Here is a 23,529-nt window from a genome sequence, read left to right on the forward strand (position 1 = left end):
CTGTCAAGACCCAAGCGTAAAGTTAACCGAGCCGGAGCGATATTTTGATGATTCGTTGCCGGAGCGGAGAAGCGCTTGTAAGCTCGCACCAGTTGGAGCCGAAACGGCTCTCGGGCTATCTGGAGGCTGCCCATGGACAGGTTCGCTGCCGGTCGGGACGCAGGGTGCTCCGTTGGTTTGGGGCGGAACTGATGCGGCACCGCCATCTGTCACCGGCTGACGAATTTCCGGTTGACCTGGCTCCCCTTGGCGACCCCGAGCTGCTGGCGCTGTACGGCAGGGCCATGCGCCAGCTCGAGCGGGAGAGTATCCAGTACGGCGCGGCCGATCCCGAGACCGAGTTCCGCCTGGAGGAGCTGCGTGTCGAGCTCGACCGGCGGGACAGCAGGGATGCGCTGCAGGCAAGCAGGCGCCGGGTCCGCGGTTTGTATGGCAAGCCGGGGGGCGAGCCGCCGGACTCGCTGTATGACGGCACCAGCTAGGCTCTGTCGCTGGCCTTGGCCCGCCGGCGGATCCCGACGGTCCGCGCCGCGGGTGGGCGTACACCCTTCCCGCGTCTGCGCCCCGGCGCTTATGCTGCTCTTCCCTACCCCCGTATGATGGGTTACAAACAGTATGCTTATCAATAGTGGGATGCAGATTGGAAGGGCAGACGATCATGATTGCCAATGACAGTTCAAGTGCCCATGCCGGCCAGGACAAGGACCGGGATCCGGGAAGCGACTTGCCCGATCCGTGGTGCTCCGCGTGCAGCACCGACGAGTACCTGGTGTTCGATGCCGTAACGCTGCTGCCGCCGCAGGCGGGAGCCCCCGCACTGCCGCGATGGGACGTCAGCTACTGGTGCAGCCGCTGCGACGGTTATTACGGGCACGAAACCTTCAAGGTGCCCGCGACGGAATCCGAGAGCGTGGGAATCGATTTCGGCGCCGAGGGCTACATGCACTGCGGGGAGCCGATGCAGCCGGTGGAACGCATCGACCACTCGATCGTTGATCCCGTGGACGCCGGCTCCCCGGAAACCGGCCCGCTCCCGACCGTGCGGGTCGACGTTGAAATCCTTCGCTGCAGCTGCGGATTCAAGATGGAGGTTCCCATCTGAGGCTAAGGCGCAGCAACATCCGTGCACCCGGCATCACCCGCCGGCGCCACGGGTCGGGGTTCTCCTACCGCAACCCGGACGGTTCGAAGCCTGCCGGTGACGAGCTCCGAAGGATCAAGGCGTTGGCGGTCCCGCCGGCATGGTCGGATGTGTGGATCTGCCCGGCGCCCAATGGGCATATCCAAGCAGCGGGAACGGACGACGCCGGACGGCGGCAATACATCTACCATCCCCGTTGGCGGGAACTGAGGGATCGGGAAAAGTTCGACCGCTCCCTGGCCTTCGGATCCACCCTGACCACCGCGCGCCGCAAGGTGACGCGGCTGCTGAGGTCCGGGGAACAAACCCGACAGGTGGCCTGTGCCGTTGCCTTCCGCTTGCTTGACAGCGCGTCCTTGCGGATCGGCTCCGAAGTCTACGCCGAAGACAACGGTTCCTACGGGGTTACTACGCTGTTGGTTCGCCACGTGCAGGTGCGGGAGGATACCGTGCGCCTGCATTTTCCCGGGAAGAGCGGGCTGCAATGGGACGTGGAACTGAAAGATCCGGATATCGCCGTCCAGTTGGCGACGGTGCAGGGCCTGAAGGCCGACGATCCGGCCATCGGTTACCGTAACGGCACCGGACACTGGTCCGGGCTGTCGGCGTCGGAGTTGAACGAGTTTATCCACGAACTCTGCGGGCAGGAGTTCAGCGCCAAGGACTTCCGGACGTGGCAGGGGACGGTAACGGCCGCCGTGGCACTGGCCGGCTACAACGGCAGACCGAATCTCACCGGCCGGCGCAAGGCCGTGGTCGCGGCCATGCACGCCGTCTCGGAGAGGCTGGGCAATACGCCCGCCATAGCCCGCAAATCGTACGTAGATCCGCGGCTCGTCGACCGCTTCATGGCCGGACAGGTTCCGGATGCTGCAACGTACTCCGCGGCGGAACGCAGCCTGCCATCCTTCCTCGGGTGACAGGGGAGCGAAAGCAGCCCGCGGCGCTAGAATTAGAGGGCCCCGGCAGGCGGGATTCCCCCCAACGTCCACGTCTGTCGGGGTTGACGCGACCTGTTACCAGCCGCGCGATTTCCACTCGTCCAGATGGGGCCGTTCTGCCCCGAGCGTCGTACCCGCGCCGTGGCCGGGATGGACCACCGTATCGTCCGGCAGGTAGTTGAACACCCGTTCGACCACATCGCTGTAGAGGGACGCAAACCGCTCGGGATCCTTTTGCGTATTGCCCACCCCACCCGGAAACAGCGAATCTCCGGTAAACAGGTGCGGGGGACCGTCGGGTGCGCGGTAAAGCAGCGCCACGGAACCCGGCGTGTGCCCGCGCAGCTTGATGGCTTCCAACGAGAATCCGTCGAACCGGCCGATGTCCTGATGCTCGAGCGCAACGTCAGTACGCACCTCGATCTCAGGAATATCCTCCGCGCCTGCCGCCGTTCTGGCACCTGTAGCGGCTACAGCATCCGGCAAGGCCCGGACATGGTCCCAGTGGCTGTGCGTGGTCACGATCAGGGCGACCTTGGCCGGCTGGTCCGCATCCCCGGCGCCGTCACGCAGCAGTTGTGCAATGGCCGGAAAGTCGTCGGCAGCGTCAATCAACACCTGGGCGCCGGAAGACTTGGCTGTCAGCAAATAGACGTTGTTGTCCATCTCGGAAACGGAAATGCCGCGGACCGTGACTGCAGGATCTTCGTGAAGCAACATGCTTCCCAGCCTACCGACAGTCGACCCCGACGGCTCAGGATGTCATTCTGGTTGTAGCAGTGGACAGGCAGCGGGATGCTGCGGACACGACGGGGAGTGGGCGCAGGCGATGGAAGCGAGCGAGTTTGACTGGCGGATGAACCGCGACAGCGCCGTGCCGCTCTTCGAGCAGCTGAGGCTGCGGATCATCGAAGCTGCCGACGCCGGCGAACTGCCGGTGGGCACGAAGCTGCCGCCCGTCAGGCGGCTGGCCGATCATTTGGGTGTGGTCCCGAATACCGTGGCGCGCGCCTACCGGGAGCTTGAAACTGCCGGCCGGGTGGAAACACACGGCCGTGCCGGTACCGTGGTCAGCGCCGGAGCAGGCAAGGCGCGCCAACAACTGGGCGACGCCGCCGAAGCGTTTGCCCGCGCCGTTCACGGCCAAGGCATCGGCGGCAAGGAAGCACTCGCGGCCGCCAAGGCCGCGTTGGAGCGCCACGGCATCAGGTAGGCGACGCGGCAGGCGGCGGTGCCTCGCTGAGGGAGCCCCGCGGCCCCGACCGCACCGCGATCGTGCCGGCGGCAGCCAAGGCAGGGCGTGTGATTGCGGACAGTCGCTGTCCGCAGCGGCCCCCGGCCGTGACCGATGTAATACAAGTTCGAACGAATTTTCGATTAGAGTAGATACCGTGCTAAAAGCAAGCGAAACGTCCGTCCCGGCGACCGATTCCGAGTCCGCCACCCCCGTTTCCCGCTCCGCGGACATGTCCCGCCTGGTAGTCAAGGGCGCCCGCGAGCATAATCTGCAGAACGTCAGCGTGGACCTGCCCCGCGATGCCATGATCGTCTTCACGGGACTGTCCGGCTCCGGCAAGTCGTCTTTGGCTTTCGATACGATCTTCGCCGAGGGCCAGCGCCGGTACGTGGAATCGCTTTCCTCCTACGCGCGGATGTTCCTGGGGCAGGTGGACAAGCCCGATGTGGACTTCATCGAAGGCTTGTCGCCGGCGGTGTCGATCGACCAGAAATCCACCAGTCGCAACCCGCGCTCTACCGTGGGAACAATCACCGAGATCTATGACTACTTGCGCCTGCTGTGGGCCCGCGTCGGCCGCCCCTTCTGCCCCCAGTGCGGTGAGCCCGTGGAGAAGCAGACCCCGCAGCAAATCGTGGACCAGTTGCAGGAGCTTCCCGATGGGACGCGCTTCCAGATCCTGGCTCCGGTGGTGCGCGGGCGCAAGGGCGAGTTCGTCGACCTGTTCAAGGAACTGAGCACCAAGGGCTTTTCCCGCGCCAAGGTGGACGGCAAGCTGGTGCAGCTGAGCGAACCGCCGAAGCTGGGGAAGCAGTACAAGCACACCATCGAGGTGGTGGTGGACCGGCTGGTCGCCAAAGAAGGCATCCATCAGCGTCTGACCGATTCGGTGGAGACCGCCCTGGCGCTGGCTGAGGGACGCGTCCTGGCTGATTTCGTGGATGTTGCCGAGGACGAGCCGGGCCGTACGCGGGCCTTCTCGGAACACCTGGCCTGCCCGAACGAACACCCGCTCGCCATCGACGAGATCGAACCGCGCTCGTTCTCGTTCAACAATCCGTTCGGCGCCTGTCCGGCCTGCACCGGTATCGGCAGCAAGCTCGAGGTCGATGTGGACCTGGTGGTCCCGGATCCGGACCGGAGCCTGTCCGAAGGCGCCATCGCCCCTTGGTCGCTGGGCAAAGCCACCCAGGAGTACTGGACCCGGCTGCTCGAGGGGCTCTCCCACGAACTGGGGTTCTCCATGGACGAGCCGTGGAAGAACCTGCCGAAAAAGGTCCGGGAAGCCGTACTGCACGGCAAGGACTTCAAGGTCGTGGTGCAGTACCGCAACCGCTTCGGCCGGGAGCGCAAATACAGCACCGGTTTCGAAGGCGCGTTCCAGTACATCCACCGAAAGCATGAGGAAACCGAGTCCGAGTGGGCGAGGGACCGTTACAAGGAGTACATGCGCGAGGTGCCGTGCCCGGAGTGCAACGGAGCGCGGCTGAACCCCGCGTCGCTGTCCGTGCTGATTAACGGCAAGTCCATCGCGGAAGTGTCTGCCCTGCCGCTGCGGGAGGCAAGTTCGTTCCTGGCCGGTTTGGAGCTCTCCGCCCGCGAAACCCAGATCGCCCACCAGGTACTCATCGAGATCCAGGCGCGCCTGCGTTTCCTCCTGGACGTCGGCCTGGAGTACCTGAACCTGGAGCGCGCCGCCGGCACGTTGTCCGGCGGGGAAGCCCAGCGCATCCGGCTGGCAACGCAGATCGGTTCCGGTCTGGTCGGCGTGCTCTACGTGTTGGACGAGCCCTCGATCGGCCTGCACCAGCGGGATAACCGGCGGTTGATCGAGACCCTCACGCGGCTGCGCGACCTCGGCAACACCCTGATTGTGGTGGAGCACGACGAGGACACCATCGCCGAGGCCGACTGGATAGTGGACATCGGACCGGGCGCCGGAGAGCACGGCGGCGAAGTGGTCCACTCCGGCTCGCTGCAGGAACTGCTGGACAACACGCGATCCATCACCGGTGACTACCTGTCGGGCCGGCGCCGGATCGAACTGCCGGCCAAGCGCCGGAAGATGGACAAGAAGCGCCAAGTGAAAGTGGTCGGCGCCCGCGAAAACAATCTCCGGGGCATCGACGCGTCGTTCCCGCTGGGCATCTTCACCGCCGTCACCGGCGTCAGCGGCTCCGGGAAGTCGACCCTGGTCAACGACATTCTCTACAAGGTGCTGGCCAACAAGCTCAACGGAGCCAAGCATGTTGCCGGCCGGCACACCAGGGTGGAAGGCGTGGACCAGCTGGACAAGGTCATCCACGTCGACCAGAGCCCGATTGGCCGCACGCCCCGGTCCAATCCGGCCACGTACACCGGCGTCTTCGACAACATCCGCAAGCTGTTCGCCGAGACCAACGAGGCGAAGCTCCGCGGCTACCTGCCCGGCAGGTTCTCGTTCAACGTCAAGGGCGGGCGGTGCGAGGCGTGCTCCGGCGACGGCACGCTGAAGATCGAGATGAACTTCCTGCCGGACGTCTACGTACCCTGCGAGGTCTGCCACGGTGCGCGGTACAACCGCGAGACCCTCGAAGTCCATTACAAGGGCAAGACGATCGCCGAAGTCCTGGACATGCCGATCGAGGAAGCCGCGGAATTCTTCGCCGCGTTCACCCCGATCGCGCGCCACTTGCGGACCTTGGTGGACGTCGGGCTCGGCTACGTCCGGCTCGGGCAGCCCGCCACCACGTTGTCCGGCGGGGAAGCCCAGCGCGTCAAGCTCGCCAGCGAACTGCAGCGCCGTTCGAACGGGCGGAGCATCTACGTGCTGGACGAGCCGACCACCGGCCTGCATTTTGAGGACATCCGCAAGCTGCTGCAGGTGTTGCAGGGGCTGGTGGACAAGGGCAACACGGTGATCACCATCGAGCACAACCTTGACGTGATCAAGAGTGCCGACTGGGTTTTGGACCTGGGGCCCGAGGGCGGTTCCGGCGGCGGCCAGATCATCGCCAGCGGCACGCCGGAGCAGGTAGCGGCGGTCGAGGGAAGCCACACCGGCCGTTTCCTGGCGGAGGCGCTCGGCCACAAGTGAGCCTGCCGGACGGAATAACATATTCCCCAGCAGGAATGGATTCCGGCGGATCCGCGGATCTGTGGGAAAATGCCCGAGTGACTCAATTGCCTGCGCTGGTACTTTTCGACCTCGACGGAACCCTGGTTGACCCCGCAGGCGCTATCACCACCGGAATAGCCGGCGCCCTCGCGGCGGCCGGACTGCCGGTCCCGCCGCAGGAAGGACTCGAGTCGCTGGTGGGGCCGCCGCTGGGTGAGTCCCTGCGCCGCGCCGGCGTGCCGGAGCACCGGCTAGGCGAGGTCATCGCGTTGTACAGGGCCGGTTACCGCCGGTCCGGCATGGCGGCAAGCCGCGTGTACCCGGGCATCACCGGCCTGCTGGAGCGGCTCCTCTCCACTGGCGCGATCCTCGCTGTCGCCACGCAAAAGCCGACCGGACTGGCCCGGGACCTGCTGCGGTTGAAGGGCCTGGAACAGTACTTTGCGGGGATTTACGGAGCCGAGGGCGACGATCCCGCCCCGGCGGCGGGACCAGGACTGGGCAAGGTGCCGATCCTGCAGGCTGCGCTGGACGGCGTCACCGACGCGTTCGGCCCGGTGCTGATGGTGGGCGACCGTCTCTACGACGCTGCCGCGGCGCTCCAGCTCGGCATCCCCGCCATTGGGGTCGGCTGGGGATTCGCCGCCCCCGGGGAACTGGAAGCCGCGGGCGCTGCCGTCGTCGTGCATTCCGCCGACGAACTTGAGGCCGCCATCGGGCGGCTGACCGCCGAGCAGGAGGACGGTGTCCTGTCCGGACCCCGGGGACCGGCCGCATGAGGACGTTCGAAGCGACACGCGCCTCGTTCCGCGCCGGGTTGCGGCTCAGCTGCCGGCCGACGATCGAAGGCATCGGGAACTTTCCCGCGACCGGGCCCGTGATTGTGGCGCCGAACCATCTGTCCTTCTTCGACAGCGTCATCATCCAGGCGATGATGCCGCGCAAAGTGGCCTTCTTCGCCAAAGCCGAATACTTCACCACCCGGGGTCCCAAGGGCGCCGCGATGCGGTGGTTCTTCCACAGCGTCGGCTCGATACCGGTGGAGCGGGGCGAACAGGCGGCCAGCGTGGCTGCTCTGCAGAGCGCCTTGGACGTACTGGAACGCAACCAGGCCTTCGGGATCTATCCTGAAGGAACACGGTCCCGTGACGGCAAGCTGTACCGGGGCCGCACAGGCGTGGGGTGGCTGGCCCTCACCACCGGTGCGCCGGTGCTGCCGGTAGGGCTGATCGGCACCGAACAGCTTCAGCCCGCCGGGAGGATGATGATCCGGCCGAACCACTTCACGGTGCGAATCGGCAAGCCGTTGTACTTCAAGCGGACCGGGCCGGAGCACTCGCTGCCGGCGCGCCGGTCGGCCACCGACCAGATCATGGACGCGATAGCCGACCTGACCGGCCAGGAACGCTCGAACAGCTACAACAAGACACCGTCGGCCTGACCGGCCGGACGGCACCAGGACCCAGGCGAGGAAGGGAGTGACCGGCCATGGCTAATCCAGCTTCCTACCGTCCGCGGACGGGGGAGATCCCGACCAATCCGGGCGTCTACCGCTTCCGGGACGAACACCGCCGCGTCATCTATGTCGGCAAGGCGAAAAACCTGCGGTCACGGCTCAACAGCTACTTCGCCAGCCCCAAGAACCTGCCGCCCAAGACCCATGCGATGGTGCACACCGCGGCTTCGGTGGAGTGGACGATCGTGGGCAGCGAACTGGAGGCCATCCAGCTCGAGTACACCTGGATCAAAGAGTTCACGCCGCGCTTCAACATCATGTTCCGGGACGACAAGTCCTACCCCTACCTCGCCGTGACCTTGGGGGAGAAGTTCCCGCGCGTGCAGGTGATGCGCGGCGAGCGGCGCAAGGGCGTCAAGTACTTCGGCCCGTACTACCCGGCAAAGGCGATCCGCGAGACCGTGGACACCCTGCTGCGGGTTTTCCCGGTCCGTACCTGCAGCACCGGCGTCTTCAACCGCGCCCAGCGCACCGGCCGGCCGTGCCTGCTCGGTTACATCGACAAGTGCTCGGCGCCGTGCGTGGGGCGGATCTCTCCGGAGGACCACAAGGCCCTGGCCGCCGAGTTTTGCGCGTTCATGGGCGGCGAAGCCGACCGGTTCATCCGGGCCCTGGAAAAGAAGATGGCCGCGGCGGTGGCGGAACTCGACTACGAAACGGCGGCGCGGCACCGGGACGATATCGCCGCGCTGCGCCGGGTCTTCGAACGCAATGCCGTGGTGCTCAGCGAAGACACGGACGCCGACGTGTTCGCCCTCGCCCAGGACGAACTGGAGGCGGCCGTCCAGGTCTTCCATGTCCGCGGCGGCAGGATCCGCGGCCAGCGCGGCTGGGTGGTGGAAAAGGTCGAGGACCAAAGCACCGCCGACCTGGCCGAACACCTGTTGCAACAGGTCTACGGGGACGCCGACGGGCCGGACCGGATCCCTCGCCAGGTCATGCTGCCGCAGGAACCGGAGAACGCCGCCGAACTGCAGGCCTGGCTCAGCGGACTCCGCGGCAGCAAGGTCCAGATCCACGTGCCGAAACGCGGGGACAAGGCCGCCCTGGTGTCCACCGTGAGGGAGAACGCCGAGCAGGCCCTGGCCCTGCACAAGAGCCGGCGGGCCGGCGACATCACCACGCGCTCGGCCGGCCTCCAGCAGCTGCAGGAAGCCCTGGACTTGCCCGTAGCGCTGCTGCGGATCGAGTGCTACGACATCTCCCACGTGCAGGGCACCAACGTGGTGGCCTCCATGGTGGTGGTGGAAGACGGGCTGCCGAAGAAGTCCGACTACCGCCGCTTCGCGATCACCGGCGAGGCCGCGCGCGACGATACCTCGGCGATGTACGACGTGATCAGCCGGCGGTTCCGAAACTACCTGGCGGAACAAGGTCATCGGACCGTTCCGGCGGCAACCGGTGCAGGCGATGCCCTCGCCCGTGACGCGGGCATCGGCCCGGCAGGAGGAGCCGCCGCGGGAGCGTCCGGAGCCGGGCACCCCGCGCAGCCGCAAGCTGCCGCCGCCGGCGGGGACACCGCCGTCGTGCTTGAGGCGACGCTGACTCCCGCGCCCAAGACCAAGTTCGCCTATCCGCCCAACCTGGTGGTGGTGGACGGCGGGCCGCCCCAGGTGGCCGCCGCCTCCCGGGCGCTGGCCGACCTGGGCATTACCGACGTGTTCGTGGTGGGCCTGGCCAAGCGGCTGGAAGAAGTGTGGCTGCCCGACGACGATTTCCCCGTGATCCTGCCGCGCTCGTCCGAGGGGCTGTTCCTGCTGCAACGCATCCGCGACGAGGCCCACCGGTTTGCGATTGCCTACCACCGGCAGAAGCGCGGCAAGGCCATGACGGTTTCGGTGCTGGACGGCATCCAGGGCCTGGGGCCGGCCAAGCGCAAGGCGCTGCTGAAACATTTCGGCTCGGCGAAGAAACTCAAGGCGGCCAGCGTCGAGGAGCTGCAGCAGGTGCCGGGCATCGGCCCCGCGCTGGCGGCTTCGTTAAAGCGCCAGTTGGCTGCCGGTGCCGGGGAGGAGCCCGCACCGGCGGTGAACATGGCGACCGGCGAAATCATCGAATCTTAGTTAGGCTAGAGCTGGAATCGAGGAGTGGGGGTCGGGATGGATGGAATGACGATGACGGTGGACGAGGACTTGACGCCGGAAAAGCCGGTGGAATCCGAACTCCTGGTGGTCACCGGCATGTCCGGCGCCGGCCGGACCACGGCAGCGCACGCCCTCGAAGACCACGGCTGGTACGTGGTGGACAACCTGCCGCCGCAGATGCTGGGCACGCTGGCCGAACTGGTGTCGCGGATGCCGCAGTCGCTGCCCAAGCTTGCCGTGGTGGTGGACGTTCGCAGCCAGAGCCTGTTCCGCGACATCCGCGAGGCGCTGCATGCCCTGGCGGCGAGCGGCATCCACTACCGGGTGCTCTTCCTGGACGCCTCCGGAGACGTCCTGGTCCGCCGCTTTGAACAGGGCCGGCGGCCGCACCCGCTGCAGGGCGATGGCCGCATTTCCGACGGCATCACCGCGGAACGGGAACTGCTGAGCAGCCTCAAGGACTCCGCCGACCTGGTGGTGGATACCACCGAGATGAATGTCCACGCCCTGGCCACCGCGATCACGGAACTCTTCACCGAATCCGGCCCGATCGTCCTGCGCATCAACGTCGTCAGCTTCGGCTTCAAGTACGGGCTGCCGGTGGACGCCAACTTCGTCGCCGACGCCCGCTTCATTCCCAACCCGCACTGGGTCCCCGCGCTGCGCCCCCATACCGGGCTGGACGAGAAGGTCCGCGACTACGTGCTGGTGGACTCCGGAGCCGATGAATTCGTCAACCGCTACGTGGACGCTCTGGAGCCCGTGCTGGAGGGCTACCGCCGCGAGAACAAGCACTACGGCACCATCGCCATCGGGTGCACCGGGGGCAAGCACCGGTCCGTTGCGGTCGCCGAGGAAATCGGGAAGCGGCTGGCCCAGTTGCCGAGCGTCAAGGTCACCGTCCAGCACCGGGACCTGGGGCGCGAATAGTGGCGATCCTGACCGGACCGATGCCGCTGGTTCCCGCCCCGGGTGCCTCCCGCAGCCGGACCGGGAAGAACGGCACGCCTCCCTCCGTGGTGGCTTTGGGCGGCGGGCACGGGCTCTCCGCCTCGCTGGGCGCGCTGCGGCTGCTCACCACGGAACTGACCGCCATCGTCACGGTGGCCGACGACGGCGGATCCTCCGGCCGCCTGCGCGAGGAATTCGGCGTGCTCCCGCCGGGAGACCTGCGGATGGCCCTCGCGGCGCTGTGCGATGACACCGACTGGGGCCGGACCTGGCGCGATGTGATGCAGCATCGCTTCAAGTCATCCCCGGGCGCCGAGCCGTCGCTGGACAACCACGCGCTCGGAAACCTGCTGATCGTCACCCTGTGGGAGCTGCTCGGCGACCCCGTTGCCGGCCTGAAGTGGGCCGGCGCGCTGCTGGGGGCCCGCGGGGAGGTGCTGCCGATGGCCACCGTGCCGCTGACCATCGAGGGCGACGTGCTGGTGGAGGGCGACGACGGCCGGCTGCGGACGGCGCTGATCTCCGGCCAGTCCCGGCTGGCAGCGGCCGGCCGGAACAGCCACGTCCACGACGTGCGCCTGCTGCCGGACGACGCCCCGGCCTGCGTCGAGGCGCTGAACGCCGTCGAGTATGCCGACTGGGTGGTCCTTGGGCCCGGTTCCTGGTATACCTCGGTGCTGCCGCACCTGATGCTGAAGGAGATGCGCGAAGCGCTCTGCGACACCCCGGCGCGCCGCTGCCTGACCATGAACCTGTCGGTGGACACCAAGGAAACGTCCGGGATGACGGCCTCGGACCATCTGGCTGCCGTGAGGCGCTGTGCGCCCGGGATGCGTTTCGACGTGGTGTTGGCCGATCCGACCGTGATTGACGACAAGGGGCGTTTCGAGGATGCCGCGGCAGCGCTCGGTGCACGCGTTGTCTTCGGTAGAGTAGGGAGTTCAGGCGGACGCCCCGTACACGATCCGTTGAGACTGGCGAGTGCCTACCACGACATTTTCGAAGGCCACAAGGATTAGGTAAGGAAAAGGTGCATGGCGCTGACCGCAGCAGTCAAGGATGAGCTCGCTCGCCTTGACATCAAGAAGTCCCAGGTCCGGAAGGCGGAGGTCTCGTCGACGCTCCGTTTCGCCGGCGGGCTTCACATCATTTCCGGCCGCATAGTCATCGAGGCCGAAGTTGATCTGGCTGCGACCGCCCGGCGGCTGCGCACCGCCATCTCGGAAGTGTACGGCCACAGCGGCGACATCATCGTGGTCTCCGGCGGTGCCCTGCGCCGCGGGAACCGCTACGTCGTGCGCGTGGTCAAGGACGGGGAGTCCCTCGCTAGGCAGACCGGCCTGCTGGACGGCCGCGGCCGGCCGGTTCGCGGCCTGCCGTCCGTGGTCGTGAACGGTTCGGCCGCCGACGCCGAGGCCGTCTGGCGCGGCGCCTTCCTGGCGCACGGTTCGCTGACCGAACCCGGCCGCTCTTCGGCCCTGGAAGTCACCTGCCCCGGCCCGGAAGCCGCGCTGGCGCTGGTGGGCGCGGCGCGCCGGCTGGGCATCGCGGCCAAGGCCCGGGAAGTCCGCGGCGTGGACCGGGTCGTCATCCGCGACGGCGACAGCATCGCGGCGCTCTTGACCCGGATGGGCGCCCATGATGCCCTGATGGTGTGGGAAGAACGCCGGATGCGCAAGGAAGTGCGGGCCACCGCAAACCGGCTGGCCAACTTCGACGACGCCAACCTGCGGCGCTCGGCCCAGGCCGCCGTTGCAGCGGGTGCCCGCGTGGAGCGTGCCCTCGAGATCCTCGACGACGAAGTGCCCGAGCACCTGCGGTATGCCGGTGAGCTCCGGGTGGCACACAAGCAGGCCTCCCTGGACGAGCTCGGACGTTTGGCGGACCCGCCGATGACCAAGGACGCCATCGCCGGCCGGATCCGCCGCCTGCTGGCCATGGCCGACAAGCGGGCGCTGGAGCTGCGCATCCCGGGCACCGAAGCGAACGTGACGCCGGAGATGCTGGACGACTAGGCACGGCGGTATGCCGGGCATTGCCCGGTACCGGTCAACGAAGACCGGCCCGGGAGCTGCCGGACGGACAAGCCCGTCCGGTTGGATCATCCGACCCGGCCGCAAACAGCGGTCGGGAGAAGACGGAGGGAACCATGAGCAAGCACGAACTGCCCGGGCTCAACTTCGCATATGCGGCCCCGGGGCCGCACCTCCCGGCGGGGATCACGGAGCCGCACCGCTCCAAGCACCACGCCGCCTACGGGACCGACGCGGACACCGCGCCGGTACCGTCAACGGGGCCGACGTCGCCGCCCGCTTCGCCGCCGCCCGCACCGGCGCTTCCGCGCTGACCACCCCCGGCCACGCAGGCCAAACAACATGGCACGGACCGGCGGGGGAGAGCCCCGCCGGCCACGGCCCCATCCACGAGGTAGAGGCTCATGACTACTCGAGTTGGAATTAATGGATTCGGCCGGATCGGCCGCAGCTACTTCCGCGCCGCCCTGGCGCAAAACACGGACCTGGAAATCGTGGCGGTCAACGACCTGACCGATGCCCACACCCTGGCCCACCTGCTCAAATACGACAGCGTCCTGGGCGTGCTGAAGGAAACGGTTGAGGTGGATGCCGGCAACCTGATCGTCGGCGGCCGCAAGGTCAGCGTCCTCTCCGAAAAGGAACCGGCCGACCTGCCGTGGAGCGACCTCGGCGTCGACATCGTGATCGAATCCACCGGCAGGTTCAACAAAGGCGGCGGCGCCCGCAAGCACATCGACGCCGGTGCGAAGAAAGTCCTGATCTCGGCCCCGGCCAAGGACGAGGACATCACCATTGTGATGGGCGTCAATGACAGTGAGTACGACGCCGGTTCCCACCACCTGATTTCGAACGCCTCCTGCACCACGAACTGCCTGGCGCCGATGGCGAAGGTGCTGCACGAGACGTTCGGCATCGAGCACGGACTCATGACCACCATCCACGCCTATACCGCCGACCAGAACCTGCAGGACGGGCCGCACCGGGACTTGCGGCGCGCCCGGGCGGCGGCCATCAACCTGGTGCCGACATCAACCGGCGCAGCGAAGGCCATCGGGCAGGTCCTCCCGGAACTGCAGGGCAAGTTGGACGGCTTCGCGGTCCGTGTGCCGGTGCCGACCGGCTCAATGACCGACCTGACCGTTACCGTGTCCCGCGAAACCGATGTGGACGAGGTCAACGCGGCGTTCAAGGCGGCCGCCGGCGACCCGCACTGGGCCGGGATCATCGCGTATACCGAGGACCCCATCGTGTCCTCCGATATCGTCACAGACCCGGCCTCTTCGATCTTCGACTCGGGACTGACTAAGGTTATGGGTAATCAGGTGAAAGTTGTTGGCTGGTACGACAACGAGTGGGGCTACTCCAACCGCCTGGTGGACCTGACGACTCTGATTGCCTCAAAGCTGTCCTAGGTCCCGCCTGTCCCGTCCTCCGCACGAAGGAAGAAATGACTGCACATTCTCTTGATGCCCTGCTGGCCGCCGGGGTCCGTGGACGCCGCGTGTTGGTCCGCTCGGACCTGAACGTCCCCCTGGAGGGTGAAGTTCCGGAGCTGAAGGTGTCCGACGACGGGCGTATCCGGGCGTCCCTGCCGGTCATTACGAAGCTCGCGGAAGCCGGAGCGCGGGTCATCGTGACGGCCCACCTGGGCCGCCCCAAGGGCGCACCCGAGGAGAAGTTCTCGCTGCGCCCCGCGGTCGCCCGGCTGAAAGAACTGGCACCGGTCACGGTCAAGTTCGCCGCGGACACGGTGGGTCCGGCCGCCCGGGAGGCGGCCGCCGGCCTGCAGGACGGGGAAGTGCTGGTGGTGGAGAACGTGCGGTTCGATCCCAGGGAAACCAGCAAGGACGACGCCGACCGGGAGGCCTTTGCTGCCGAACTCGCCGCCCTGACCGGTGACGACGGAGCCTACGTGGACGACGCCTTCGGCGCCGTCCACCGCAAGCATGCTTCGGTCTTCGACATCGCCCGCCGGCTTCCGGCCTACCAGGGCGACCTGGTCCGCACGGAGCTGCAGGTCCTGAACAGGCTCACCGAGGCCCCGCAGCGGCCCTATGTGGTGGTCCTGGGCGGTTCCAAGGTCTCGGACAAGCTGGCCGTGATCGAGAACCTGCTGGGCAAGGCCGACTACCTGCTGGTCGGCGGCGGCATGGTTTTCACCTTCCTGGCGGCCCAGGGCTACAAGGTCGGCTCCAGCCTGCTGGAACAGGACCAGCTGGACACCGTCCGCGGCTACCTCGCACGCGCCAAGGAACTGGGCTGCACGTTCATCCTGCCGACCGACATCGTGGTCGCCGAGAAGTTCGCCGCCGATGCGGCCTGGGAAGTGGTTCCGGCGGACAGCATCGAGTCGGCATCGTTCGGCTCCAGCGGCATCGGCCTGGACATCGGCCCGGAGTCGGCCGAAGCCTTCGCCCACCAGATCCACTCGGCGAACACCGTCTTCTGGAACGGCCCGATGGGCGTGTTTGAGTTCGCCGCGTTCGCCAACGGCACCCGCACGGTAGCCAAGGCCCTCACCGGGAGCGACGGCTTCACCGTCGTCGGCGGAGGCGATTCCGCCGCCGCCGTGCGTGCCCTCGGCTTTGACGACGGCGCCTTCGGACACATTTCCACCGGCGGCGGTGCCAGCCTCGAATACCTCGAGGGCAAGGAACTGCCCGGCCTGGCAGCGCTGGAGGACTGATCGCAGGCAACCCCTGCCGCCTCGGGCGGCAGGGGTTGCCGGTACCGCCCAAGCCCGACGGCGCCGCCCCTCAGCGCAGCACGGCGTCCACCGCGACGCCCACAACAGATGGAGACCTCAGTGACCACCTCGACCAACGGTAAGTTCGACCGCACCCCGCTGATCGCCGGCAACTGGAAAATGAACATGGACCATGTCCAGGGCATCACCCTGTTGCAGAAACTGGCGTGGACGCTGAGCGATGCCCGGCACGACTTTGCCCGGGTCGAGGTCGCCGTCTTCCCTCCGTTCACCGACCTGCGCGGCGTGCAGACGCTGGTCAACGGCGACGACCTGAAGCTTGTCTACGGCGCCCAGGACCTCTCGCCGCACGATGCCGGCGCCTACACCGGTGACATCTCCGGACAATTCCTGGCCAAGCTGGGCTGCCGGTATGTGCTGGTCGGGCATTCCGAGCGGCGCGAGATCCACGGCGAGGACGACGCGTTGCTGAACGCGAAGCTGAAGGCGGCCTACCGGCACAAGCTGACCCCGGTGCTGTGCGTGGGCGAAGGCCTCGCCGTGCGCCAGGCCGGGAACCACGTGGAGCACACGCTCGGTCAGCTGCGCGCGGATGTAGCGGGCCTGGAAGCCGGGCAGGCGGCCGGGTTGGTCATCGCCTACGAACCGGTGTGGGCCATCGGCACCGGGGAGGTGGCCGGCCCCGAGGATGCCCAGGAGATGTGCGCCGCCATCCGCGCGGAGATGGCCGTCCTCTTCGATGACAGCGTGGCAGCCGGGGCACGTTTGCTCTACGGCGGCTCCGTGAAGGCGGCGAACGCGGCCGCGATTTTGAACGAGCGCGACGTAGACGGCGTGTTGGTCGGCGGCGCCAGCCTGGATGCAGGCGAATTTGCTAATATTGTCAGGTTCGAACACCACCTGCTGACAAAGTGATGTCTGCCCGCCACTGGGATATCCCGACAGCTGACGAAAGGCCACTGTGGAAGCTCTGAAGATCACGCTGCAAATCCTGCTCGGCATCACGAGCCTGCTGCTGACCCTGCTCATCCTGCTCCACAAGGGGCGCGGCGGCGGCATGTCCGACATGTTCGGCGGCGGCATGACCACCAGCCTGGGATCGTCCGGCGTCGCGGAGCGCAACCTCAACCGGTTCACCGTCGTCCTGGGGCTTGTCTGGGGCGCGGTCATCGTGGCTCTCGGCCTCATGATGCGTTTCAGCGCGGAATCCTGACCGACGCTTCCGGCGCCCGGCTCCGCGCCGGGCTCCGCTGTCTGGGTCCGACGGACCGAAGACTTCGGCCAACCCCTTAACCCATCGCTGTTCGACCCGTAGACTGGTGCCCGATGCAGGGGGCATCGATTCTTCTCAGCGGGGGAGCAAACATGGTTGATCCGTCGAATTCTTTCCGCGCGGTACGGGTGGGGTCCGAGTCGGGTGCCGGGCTTGCGGGCTGGCAGGCCGTGACCGGGCGGACGGTAGTTCCGGTGACCAAGGTTCCTGTCACGTATTGGTGTCCGAAGGGACACCAGACCACACCGGTCTTCGCCAATCTCAGCGAAGCCGACATCCCGCCGTCGTGGGACTGCCCGCACTGCGGCCAGACAGCAGCCAGGGAACCGGGCGTGTACACCACCGAAGCCCGCAGCAGCGACGAGCCCTACAAGAGCCACCTGGAGTACGCGAAGGAACGGCGCAGCCCGGACGAGGCGGAGGCCGTGGTGGAACAGGCGCTCGAGAAGTTGCGGCGACGGCGTCGAGAGGCGCGCTAGCGGGCCCGAACCCACCGGCCATGCCGGGCGCCCGGTTCAACGCTGTTAGCCGTCGCCTCTTTCGGCCGCGGACACCAGCGCGTGCGGCAGCTTGGATGCGGCGTCCTGGTCCAGCAGCCACACGGTGCGTTTGCGACCGCGCGCACCGGCGGCGGGAACCTGCACCGGGTTGGCGCCGGCCAGGGCCAGTCCCACGGCACCGGCCTTGTCCTGGCCGCCCACCACCAGCCAGACCTCGTCCGCAGAGTTGATCGCCGGGAGCGTCAGGGACACACGCTCCGGCGGGGGTTTCGGCGCATCGGTCTCGCCGACCACCGAACGCTCTTCCTCGCGGATGCCGCCCATCTCGGGAAACAGCGATGCGATGTGGGCATCAGGACCGACGCCCAGCAACAGCACGTCGAATCTGGGCACCGGGCCGCTCGTGCCCTCTTCGGCCGCGGCCTGCCGCAGCGCGGCGGAATAGGCCGCGGCCGCAGCGAACGGGTCGGCGTGTTCGCCGGCCGCGCCGAAGGGGTGCACCCGGGCCGGGTCCAGGGGGAGCGCGTCCAGCAGCGCTTCGCGGGCCTGCCGTTCGTTGCGGTCCTGGCTGTCCTTGGCGACGAACCGCTCGTCGCCCCACCAGATGTTGACTCTGGACCAATCGAAGCCGGCGGGGGCGTCGACGGCGGCGACCGCCTTCAACGTGTTGATGCCCAGGCTGCCGCCGGTGAGCACCACGGTGGCATCGCCGCGCTCGGCCTGGGCCGCAGCCAGGCGCTCCACCAGCCTCCGGGCGGCCGAGCCGGCGACGGCGGCGGTGTCGGAATGGACTACGACGTGTGGGTCAGCGGTCACTGCGGCGCACGCTCCTCAAATTGGTCCGGGGCAATCCATGTATCAGCACCTCGCCGAACACTTCGTCCGGGTCCAGCCGGCGGAGTTCTTCGGCCAGGCATTCTTCCAGCGGACGGCGCGGCAGCGTAATACGCTGCACCGGCAGGCCGGGCATGATGAGCTCGGCCACCGACGGGCCGGGACGCAGGATCCGGATGTCGCCCGTCGTCCGTGAGATGCGCACGCCCCTGATGCCGGTCCCCGCCGTGTCCTCCACGATGGTCACCGGCGCGTTCAGGGCCAGCGTCAGCCACGCCGCCAAGAGGACGGTGCTGGGGGAGTCGGAGGCGCCCTCCACGTCAACCGAGGTGACCGGGGCAGGTTCCAGCTGGTCAAAGACGGCGGCCAGCTGGACGCGCCAACTGGTCAACCGCGTCCAGGCCAGGTCCGTGTCCCCGGCGGTATGGGTCTCGCGCAGGCTGAACAGTGCCTGCTGCGGGTCGGGCTCCTTGTCGGAATCGGTGATGCGGCGGTGCGCAATCCGGCCGATGGACGTGCGCGAAGCATCCTTCGGCATGCCGTGCGGCCACCACGCAACGATCGGGGCATCGGGCAGCAGCAGCGCAGCCACGAGGGACTCGCTTTCGGCTGCCAGCTGGCCGTAGCCGTACAGCACCACCACTTCGGCTGCTCCGGCATCGCCGCCGACCCGAATTTGGGCATCCAGCTTGGTCTTCGCCTCCGACCCCGCATCGACCAGGGCAATGATCCGGCAGGGATGTTCCCGGCTGGCGGCGTTGGCCGCGTAGATTGCCTCTTCTTCGTAGCCCAGCGAGGTCACGACCACCAGGGTCAGCACGCGCCCCAGGGCCACCACGCCGCCTTGCTCCCGCATGGCCACGATTTCCTTCGAGACCTTCGATGTGGTCGTGTCCTTGAGCTCTTTAATCACGGCCTTCTCCAGGTGCGTCCGTCACGGGCCAACAGCTCATCGGCCGACGCAGGTCCCCAGCTGCCGGGGGAGTACGGTTCCGGTCGGGTGCGGCTATTGGCCCAGTACTCCTCGAACGGGTCAAGGATCTTCCAGGAGAGTTCGACTTCCTGGTGGCGGGGGAACAGCGGCGGCTCGCCGAGCAGTACGTCCAGGATCAGCCGTTCGTACGCCTCCGGGCTGGACTCGGTGAACGCGTGCCCGTAGCCGAAGTCCATGGTGACATCCCGGACTTCCATCTGCGTGCCGGGCACCTTGGAACCGAAGCGCATGGTGACCCCTTCGTCGGGCTGGACGCGGATCACCACCGCGTTCTGGCCGAAGTCGTCCTCATTATGGTTGGGGAACAACAGGTTGGGCGCGCGTTTGAACACCACCGCTATCTCCGTCACCCGGCGGCCCAGCCGCTTGCCGGCACGCAGGTAGAAGGGCACCCCGGACCAGCGCCTGGTGTGGATGTCCAGCCGCAACGCCGCGTAGGTCTCGGTGACCGAGTCCGGATTAAAGCCTTCTTCCTCCAGGTAGCCGGCGACTCTCTCGCCGCCCTGCCACCCGCCGGTGTACTGGCCGCGGGCCGAATGGGCCGACAGGTCCTCGGGGAGCTTGACGGCGGCCAGCACCTTTTCCTTCTCCGTCCGCAGGTCCTCCGCGTTGAAGGAAATGGGTTCCTCCATGGCCGTCAGGGCCAGCAACTGGAGCAAGTGATTCTGGATGACGTCGCGCGCCGCCCCGACGCCGTCGTAATAGCCTGCCCGGCCGCCGATGCCGATGTCTTCCGCCATGGTGATCTGCACGTGGTCCACGTAGTTGGCGTTCCAGAGCGGCTCGAACAGCTGGTTTGCGAAGCGCAGGGCCAGGATGTTCTGGACCGTCTCCTTGCCCAGATAGTGGTCGATCCTGAACACTGCGTCCGGCGGGAAGACCGATTCGACGATGTTGTTCAGTTCACGGGCGGACTGAAGGTCGTGCCCGAAGGGCTTCTCGATGACTACCCGGCGCCACGGCATGCCGTCTGCTTCATCGGTTGCCTGGGCCAGGCCGTGCGACGAGAGCATCTTGCACACCTGCTCGAAGGCCTTGGGTGGGATCGAGAGGTAGAAGGCGTGGTTGCCCTGGGTCCCGCGCTGCTCGTCCAGCTCTTCCAAGGTGCCGCGGAGCTGCTCGAAGGCGGCCTCGTCGTCGAAAGCGCCCTGGACGAACCGGATGCCGGCCGCCAGGTGGGTCCAGACGTCCTCGCGGAACGGGGTGCGGGCGTGCCGCTGCACGGATTCCTTCACCTGGGCGGCGAACTCGTCGTCGTCCCAGGGCCTGCGGGCGAAGCCGACCAGCGCGAAGCTGGGCGGCAGCAGCCCGCGGTTGGCCAGATCGTAGACCGCCGGCATGAGCTTCTTGCGGGCCAGGTCTCCGGTGACCCCGAACAGCACCAGGGAGCAGGGTCCTGCAATGCGGTCAAGCCGGCGGTCCCGCGGGTCACGCAGTGGGTTGGCGAGACGCCGTTGTCGTGCGGAAGGGGCCATTACTGCTTTCCAGCCAGTCGGGACACGGCGTCCATCACCTGGCGCACACCGGCCGCCCGGTCGGCCAGATGCAGGCGCAGGACGGGGCGGCCGCCCTCCCGCAGCACGTTGGCGTCGCCGGCGGCCTGGGCATCGATGAGTTCGCCGAAGCTGAACTCGCGTCCGGGGATGGGGATGTCCGTCGCGGCCTCGCCGGTCAGCTGCAGGTAGACACCAACGCCCGGTCCGCCCTTGTGGAACTGCCCGGTGGAATGGAGGAACCGCGGGCCCCAGCCGAAGGTCACGGGCCGCCCGGTCGCCTCGGCCAGCAGGGGCCGGACGCGTTCCAGCTCGGCCTGGCCAAAGCGGTCGAGGTAGGCCTGGACGCTCACGTAGCCGTCCGGTCCCAGTTTGCCCAGCAGGTCGCGCAGCGCGTCGTCCAGCGACGCGCCCATGGCCAAGCCGCTGCCGCGCACCTGGACGGCGCCGTCGGTGAAATCGGGCAGTGCCGCCGCCGGACGTTCGTCCAGCAGCCCGCGTGCGGCCTCCTTCGCCGCCTCCACGTCCGGCTGGTCGAAGGGATTGATGCCCAGCAGGCGGCCGGCTACCGCCGTGGCGTACTCCCACAGCAGCAGTTGGCTGCCCAGGCTCCCGCCCACGGCAACTTCGTCGGCTCCGACTGTCACCTCGTGATCGGGGGAGACCAGCCGGACCACCAGCACATCCTTGGCTCCGGAGACGGTTTCCGGATCGCCGGCGTTGACCACCACCGGCAGCAGTCCGGTCCCCAGCTTGCCGGTGGACTCGGCGACCAACTGCTCGGCCCAGTCGGCGAAGCCGACGATGCCGGAACCTTCGTCGGCGATGGCTACCTTGTTGCGCAGCGGCTCGGTGCCGGCCAGTGCTGCGCCCAGGGCCAGGGCCATGTTGTCCGCGGAATCCTCGGAGAGCACCTCGGCGGCCTCTTCGGCGTCGTCAAGCAGTCTTTCGATGTCCACGCCGGCCAGTCCGGCGGGAACCAGGCCGAAGGCGGTCAGCGCGGAATACCGCCCGCCGACGTTGGGGTCGGCGTTGAACACCGCCCGGTACCCGGCTTCCCGCGACGCCTCATCCAGCGGAGAGCCGGGGTCGGTGACCACGATGATCCGCGAAGCGGCGTCCAAACCGGCGTCGGCGAAAGCCTGCTCGAAGACACGGCGCTGCGAATCGGTTTCCAGCGTGGAACCGGACTTGGAGGACACGATGATGGCCGTGTCGGCAAGCCGTTCTGCCAGCGCGGCACCCACCTGCTGGGGATCCGTGCTGTCGAGGACGGTGAGCTCCACGCCGGCGGTGTTGGCGATCACTTCGGGCGCCAGCGAGGAGCCGCCCATCCCGGCCAGCACAAAGCGCGTCACGCCCTCGGCCGTTAGCGCCTTGCGCAGCTCCAGGATCTCCGGAACCAGCGGCCGGGACAGCGCCGCGGCGTCCACCCAGCCGAGCCGGACGGCCGCCTCGGCTTCTGCCTCCGGGCCCCACAGGGTGTTGTCCTGGGCCGCGATGCGGGACGCGACGCGGTCGTCCACCAGGGTGCCGATATGACGGCGGACGGCGGCGAGTGCGGCTCCCGACGCTTCGAAAGCCAGCGAACTCATGACTTCCGGGCTCCGGGCACCGAATCGAGAGCGTTCTGGACGGTCTCCCGCAACTGCTGCCAGCTGGCCACGAACTTCTCCAGGCCCTCGTCCTCGAGCAGTTCCACCACCTCGTTGTAGGAAACGCCGGCCTGCGCGATGTCGTCGAGCACCTTGTTGGCTTCGGCGTAGGTGCCCGTGATCCGGTCTCCCTCGACCTTGCCGTGGTCGGCGACGGCTTCCAGCGTCTGCTCCGGCATGGTGTTGACCACGTTCGGGGCCACGAGTTCGGTGACGTACAGGGTGTCCGGGTAGTCCGGGTTCTTCACGCCGGTGGAAGCCCACAGGGGCCGCTGCGGCCGGCCGCCGGCGGCCGCCAGCACCTGCCAGCGTTCGGTCGCGAACTGCTCCTCGTAGATCTGGTAGGCCAAGCGTGCGTTGGCGACGCCGGCCTTGCCCTTCAACGCGGCGGCCTCTTCGGTTCCGGCCGCGTCCAGGCGCTTGTCGATCTCGGAATCCACGCGGGAGACGAAGAACGAAGCCACCGAGTGGATGGTCGCCAGGTCCTTGCCGTTTTCCTTGGCCTGCTCCAGCCCCAGCATGAACGCGTTGATCACTTCGCGGTAGCGCTGCAGCGAGAAGATCAGGGTCACGTTGACGCTGATGCCGAGCGCGAGGGTTTCGGTGATGGCCTCCAAACCTTCGCTGGTGGCCGGGATCTTGATGAAGGCGTTGGTGCGGCCCACGGCCTTGTGCAGATGCTGGGCCTCGGCAACCGTGCCGCGCGCGTCACGGGCCAGCCGGGGGTCCACCTCGATCGACACGCGGCCGTCCACACCTTCGGTATCGGCGGCGAGCGGGGAGAACAGGTCGCAGGCCTCGGCCACGTCGGACGTCGTGATGGCGAAGACCGCCGAATCCACGTCCGCGCCGTCGGCGGCCAGCTGCTGAACCTGTGCCTCGTAGCTGCGGCCGTCCTGCAGGGCCGCCGCGAAGATGGAGGGGTTGGTCGTGACGCCCACCACGTTCTTTTCGTCGATCAAAGCCTTCAGGGTCCCGGAGTTGATCCGCTGGCGCGAAAGGTCGTCGAGCCAGATGGAAACGCCGGCATCGGAGAGTGCCTGGGTATTCGCGTTGGACATTGCGTCCTC

23 protein-coding genes are annotated in these 23,529 nt (G+C 67.5%); 17 read left to right on the forward strand and 6 right to left on the reverse strand.

Annotation, left to right across the window (positions count from 1 at the left end; translation table 11 throughout):
* The first annotated feature begins 191 nt into the window (after positions 1-191).
* From AC5RVD_RS11820 to AC5RVD_RS11830, 3 genes are all read left to right on the forward strand, one after another.
* Positions 192-482 carry a hypothetical protein gene (locus AC5RVD_RS11820; RefSeq protein WP_494112759.1) on the forward strand — a complete coding sequence of 97 codons (291 nt, stop codon included), beginning with the start codon at positions 192-194 and terminating at the stop codon, positions 480-482.
* 176 nt (positions 483-658) lie between these two features.
* A complete protein-coding gene (locus AC5RVD_RS11825; protein WP_494127015.1) occupies positions 659-1,102 on the forward strand; it encodes a hypothetical protein in 444 nt (147 codons plus the stop codon).
* 32 nt (positions 1,103-1,134) lie between these two features.
* Complete coding sequence (locus tag AC5RVD_RS11830) at positions 1,135-2,061, forward strand: DNA topoisomerase IB (protein ID WP_494127101.1); 927 nt, start codon at positions 1,135-1,137, stop codon at positions 2,059-2,061.
* Positions 2,062-2,157: 96 nt separating this feature from the next.
* On the opposite strand, the gene AC5RVD_RS11835 is transcribed toward AC5RVD_RS11830, so the two are convergent.
* On the reverse strand, positions 2,158-2,802 hold the full coding sequence (locus tag AC5RVD_RS11835) for an MBL fold metallo-hydrolase (RefSeq protein ID WP_494127016.1): 645 nt from the start codon (positions 2,800-2,802) through the stop codon (positions 2,158-2,160).
* Positions 2,803-2,911: 109 nt separating this feature from the next.
* Between AC5RVD_RS11835 and AC5RVD_RS11840 the strand changes: the two genes are divergently transcribed.
* From AC5RVD_RS11840 to AC5RVD_RS11905, 14 genes are all read left to right on the forward strand, one after another.
* Positions 2,912-3,295, forward strand: a complete 384-nt coding sequence (locus AC5RVD_RS11840; protein ID WP_494112756.1) for a GntR family transcriptional regulator — start codon at positions 2,912-2,914, stop codon at positions 3,293-3,295.
* A gap of 253 nt (positions 3,296-3,548) precedes the next feature.
* The gene (gene uvrA, locus AC5RVD_RS11845) at positions 3,549-6,395 is read left to right on the forward strand and encodes an excinuclease ABC subunit UvrA (protein ID WP_494112774.1); all 2,847 of its coding nucleotides are present in this window, start codon (positions 3,549-3,551) and stop codon (positions 6,393-6,395) included.
* Between the two features lie 77 nt (positions 6,396-6,472).
* Positions 6,473-7,195, forward strand: a complete 723-nt coding sequence (locus AC5RVD_RS11850; protein ID WP_494127017.1) for an HAD hydrolase-like protein — start codon at positions 6,473-6,475, stop codon at positions 7,193-7,195.
* Complete coding sequence (locus tag AC5RVD_RS11855; RefSeq protein ID WP_494120613.1) at positions 7,192-7,857, forward strand: lysophospholipid acyltransferase family protein; 666 nt, start codon at positions 7,192-7,194, stop codon at positions 7,855-7,857. Before AC5RVD_RS11850 ends, AC5RVD_RS11855 begins: the two co-directional genes overlap by 4 nt.
* 47 nt (positions 7,858-7,904) lie before the next feature.
* Positions 7,905-9,995: an excinuclease ABC subunit UvrC gene (gene uvrC / locus AC5RVD_RS11860; protein WP_494127018.1), complete on the forward strand. Its 2,091-nt coding sequence runs from the start codon at positions 7,905-7,907 to the stop codon at positions 9,993-9,995.
* A 36-nt stretch (positions 9,996-10,031) separates the two neighbouring features.
* Entirely contained in the window at positions 10,032-10,946 is a 915-nt protein-coding gene (rapZ, locus tag AC5RVD_RS11865; protein ID WP_493978538.1) for an RNase adapter RapZ, read from the forward strand.
* Complete coding sequence (locus AC5RVD_RS11870) at positions 10,946-11,986, forward strand: gluconeogenesis factor YvcK family protein (protein WP_494127019.1); 1,041 nt, start codon at positions 10,946-10,948, stop codon at positions 11,984-11,986. Before rapZ ends, AC5RVD_RS11870 begins: the two co-directional genes overlap by 1 nt.
* A gap of 15 nt (positions 11,987-12,001) precedes the next feature.
* Positions 12,002-12,982 carry a DNA-binding protein WhiA gene (gene whiA, locus AC5RVD_RS11875; RefSeq protein WP_493987300.1) on the forward strand — a complete coding sequence of 327 codons (981 nt, stop codon included), beginning with the start codon at positions 12,002-12,004 and terminating at the stop codon, positions 12,980-12,982.
* A 134-nt stretch (positions 12,983-13,116) separates the two neighbouring features.
* A complete protein-coding gene (locus AC5RVD_RS11880; RefSeq protein WP_494127020.1) occupies positions 13,117-13,314 on the forward strand; it encodes a hypothetical protein in 198 nt (65 codons plus the stop codon).
* 90 nt (positions 13,315-13,404) lie between these two features.
* A complete protein-coding gene (gene gap, locus AC5RVD_RS11885; protein WP_494112750.1) occupies positions 13,405-14,415 on the forward strand; it encodes a type I glyceraldehyde-3-phosphate dehydrogenase in 1,011 nt (336 codons plus the stop codon).
* 35 nt (positions 14,416-14,450) lie between these two features.
* Entirely contained in the window at positions 14,451-15,689 is a 1,239-nt protein-coding gene (locus AC5RVD_RS11890) for a phosphoglycerate kinase (protein ID WP_494127021.1), read from the forward strand.
* 120 nt (positions 15,690-15,809) lie between these two features.
* Complete coding sequence (gene tpiA / locus AC5RVD_RS11895) at positions 15,810-16,625, forward strand: triose-phosphate isomerase (protein ID WP_494112748.1); 816 nt, start codon at positions 15,810-15,812, stop codon at positions 16,623-16,625.
* A 46-nt stretch (positions 16,626-16,671) separates the two neighbouring features.
* The gene (secG, locus tag AC5RVD_RS11900) at positions 16,672-16,923 is read left to right on the forward strand and encodes a preprotein translocase subunit SecG (protein ID WP_493938941.1); all 252 of its coding nucleotides are present in this window, start codon (positions 16,672-16,674) and stop codon (positions 16,921-16,923) included.
* 152 nt (positions 16,924-17,075) lie between these two features.
* Positions 17,076-17,462 carry an RNA polymerase-binding protein RbpA gene (locus tag AC5RVD_RS11905; protein WP_494112747.1) on the forward strand — a complete coding sequence of 129 codons (387 nt, stop codon included), beginning with the start codon at positions 17,076-17,078 and terminating at the stop codon, positions 17,460-17,462.
* A 45-nt stretch (positions 17,463-17,507) separates the two neighbouring features.
* Here the strand turns inward: AC5RVD_RS11905 and pgl are convergent, their stop codons facing one another.
* Genes pgl through tal form a run of 5 tightly spaced genes read right to left on the reverse strand, consistent with a single transcriptional unit; the run spans position 17,508 to position 23,520 of the window.
* Entirely contained in the window at positions 17,508-18,299 is a 792-nt protein-coding gene (pgl, locus tag AC5RVD_RS11910; RefSeq protein ID WP_494112746.1) for a 6-phosphogluconolactonase, read from the reverse strand.
* Positions 18,289-19,173 (reverse strand): glucose-6-phosphate dehydrogenase assembly protein OpcA, encoded by an 885-nt coding sequence (locus tag AC5RVD_RS11915; RefSeq protein ID WP_494112773.1) that lies wholly within the window; start codon positions 19,171-19,173, stop codon positions 18,289-18,291. The genes pgl and AC5RVD_RS11915 overlap by 11 nt, the downstream gene beginning before the upstream one ends.
* A 53-nt stretch (positions 19,174-19,226) precedes the next feature.
* Positions 19,227-20,786 carry a glucose-6-phosphate dehydrogenase gene (gene zwf, locus AC5RVD_RS11920; protein WP_494112745.1) on the reverse strand — a complete coding sequence of 520 codons (1,560 nt, stop codon included), beginning with the start codon at positions 20,784-20,786 and terminating at the stop codon, positions 19,227-19,229.
* A complete protein-coding gene (locus tag AC5RVD_RS11925; RefSeq protein WP_494112744.1) occupies positions 20,786-22,399 on the reverse strand; it encodes a phosphoglucose isomerase-related protein in 1,614 nt (537 codons plus the stop codon). Before AC5RVD_RS11925 ends, zwf begins: the two co-directional genes overlap by 1 nt.
* Positions 22,396-23,520, reverse strand: coding sequence for a transaldolase (gene tal, locus AC5RVD_RS11930; RefSeq protein WP_494112743.1), 1,125 nt, complete (start codon positions 23,518-23,520; stop codon positions 22,396-22,398). The genes AC5RVD_RS11925 and tal overlap by 4 nt, the downstream gene beginning before the upstream one ends.
* Positions 23,521-23,529 lie beyond the last annotated feature (9 nt).

The sequence above is a fragment of the Arthrobacter sp. THG-b23 genome (assembly GCF_059091265.1).

What these genes read in the sequence shown, in the direction of transcription:
- AC5RVD_RS11905 (WP_494112747.1), top strand. Translation starts at nt 17,076, where the DNA reads ATGGTTGATCCGTCGAATTCTTTCCGCGCGGTACGGGTGGGGTCCGAG.
- uvrC (WP_494127018.1), top strand. Translation starts at nt 7,905, where the DNA reads ATGGCTAATCCAGCTTCCTACCGTCCGCGGACGGGGGAGATCCCGACC.
- uvrA (WP_494112774.1), top strand. Translation starts at nt 3,549, where the DNA reads ATGTCCCGCCTGGTAGTCAAGGGCGCCCGCGAGCATAATCTGCAGAAC.
- AC5RVD_RS11855 (WP_494120613.1), top strand. Translation starts at nt 7,192, where the DNA reads ATGAGGACGTTCGAAGCGACACGCGCCTCGTTCCGCGCCGGGTTGCGG.
- AC5RVD_RS11880 (WP_494127020.1), top strand. Translation starts at nt 13,117, where the DNA reads ATGAGCAAGCACGAACTGCCCGGGCTCAACTTCGCATATGCGGCCCCG.
- AC5RVD_RS11820 (WP_494112759.1), top strand. Translation starts at nt 192, where the DNA reads ATGCGGCACCGCCATCTGTCACCGGCTGACGAATTTCCGGTTGACCTG.
- AC5RVD_RS11915 (WP_494112773.1), bottom strand. Translation starts at nt 19,173, where the DNA reads ATGCGGGAGCAAGGCGGCGTGGTGGCCCTGGGGCGCGTGCTGACCCTG.
- zwf (WP_494112745.1), bottom strand. Translation starts at nt 20,786, where the DNA reads ATGGCCCCTTCCGCACGACAACGGCGTCTCGCCAACCCACTGCGTGAC.
- AC5RVD_RS11890 (WP_494127021.1), top strand. Translation starts at nt 14,451, where the DNA reads ATGACTGCACATTCTCTTGATGCCCTGCTGGCCGCCGGGGTCCGTGGA.
- AC5RVD_RS11925 (WP_494112744.1), bottom strand. Translation starts at nt 22,399, where the DNA reads ATGAGTTCGCTGGCTTTCGAAGCGTCGGGAGCCGCACTCGCCGCCGTC.
- AC5RVD_RS11825 (WP_494127015.1), top strand. Translation starts at nt 659, where the DNA reads ATGATTGCCAATGACAGTTCAAGTGCCCATGCCGGCCAGGACAAGGAC.
- gap (WP_494112750.1), top strand. Translation starts at nt 13,405, where the DNA reads ATGACTACTCGAGTTGGAATTAATGGATTCGGCCGGATCGGCCGCAGC.
- tal (WP_494112743.1), bottom strand. Translation starts at nt 23,520, where the DNA reads ATGTCCAACGCGAATACCCAGGCACTCTCCGATGCCGGCGTTTCCATC.
- AC5RVD_RS11835 (WP_494127016.1), bottom strand. Translation starts at nt 2,802, where the DNA reads ATGTTGCTTCACGAAGATCCTGCAGTCACGGTCCGCGGCATTTCCGTT.
- whiA (WP_493987300.1), top strand. Translation starts at nt 12,002, where the DNA reads ATGGCGCTGACCGCAGCAGTCAAGGATGAGCTCGCTCGCCTTGACATC.
- AC5RVD_RS11840 (WP_494112756.1), top strand. Translation starts at nt 2,912, where the DNA reads ATGGAAGCGAGCGAGTTTGACTGGCGGATGAACCGCGACAGCGCCGTG.
- rapZ (WP_493978538.1), top strand. Translation starts at nt 10,032, where the DNA reads ATGGATGGAATGACGATGACGGTGGACGAGGACTTGACGCCGGAAAAG.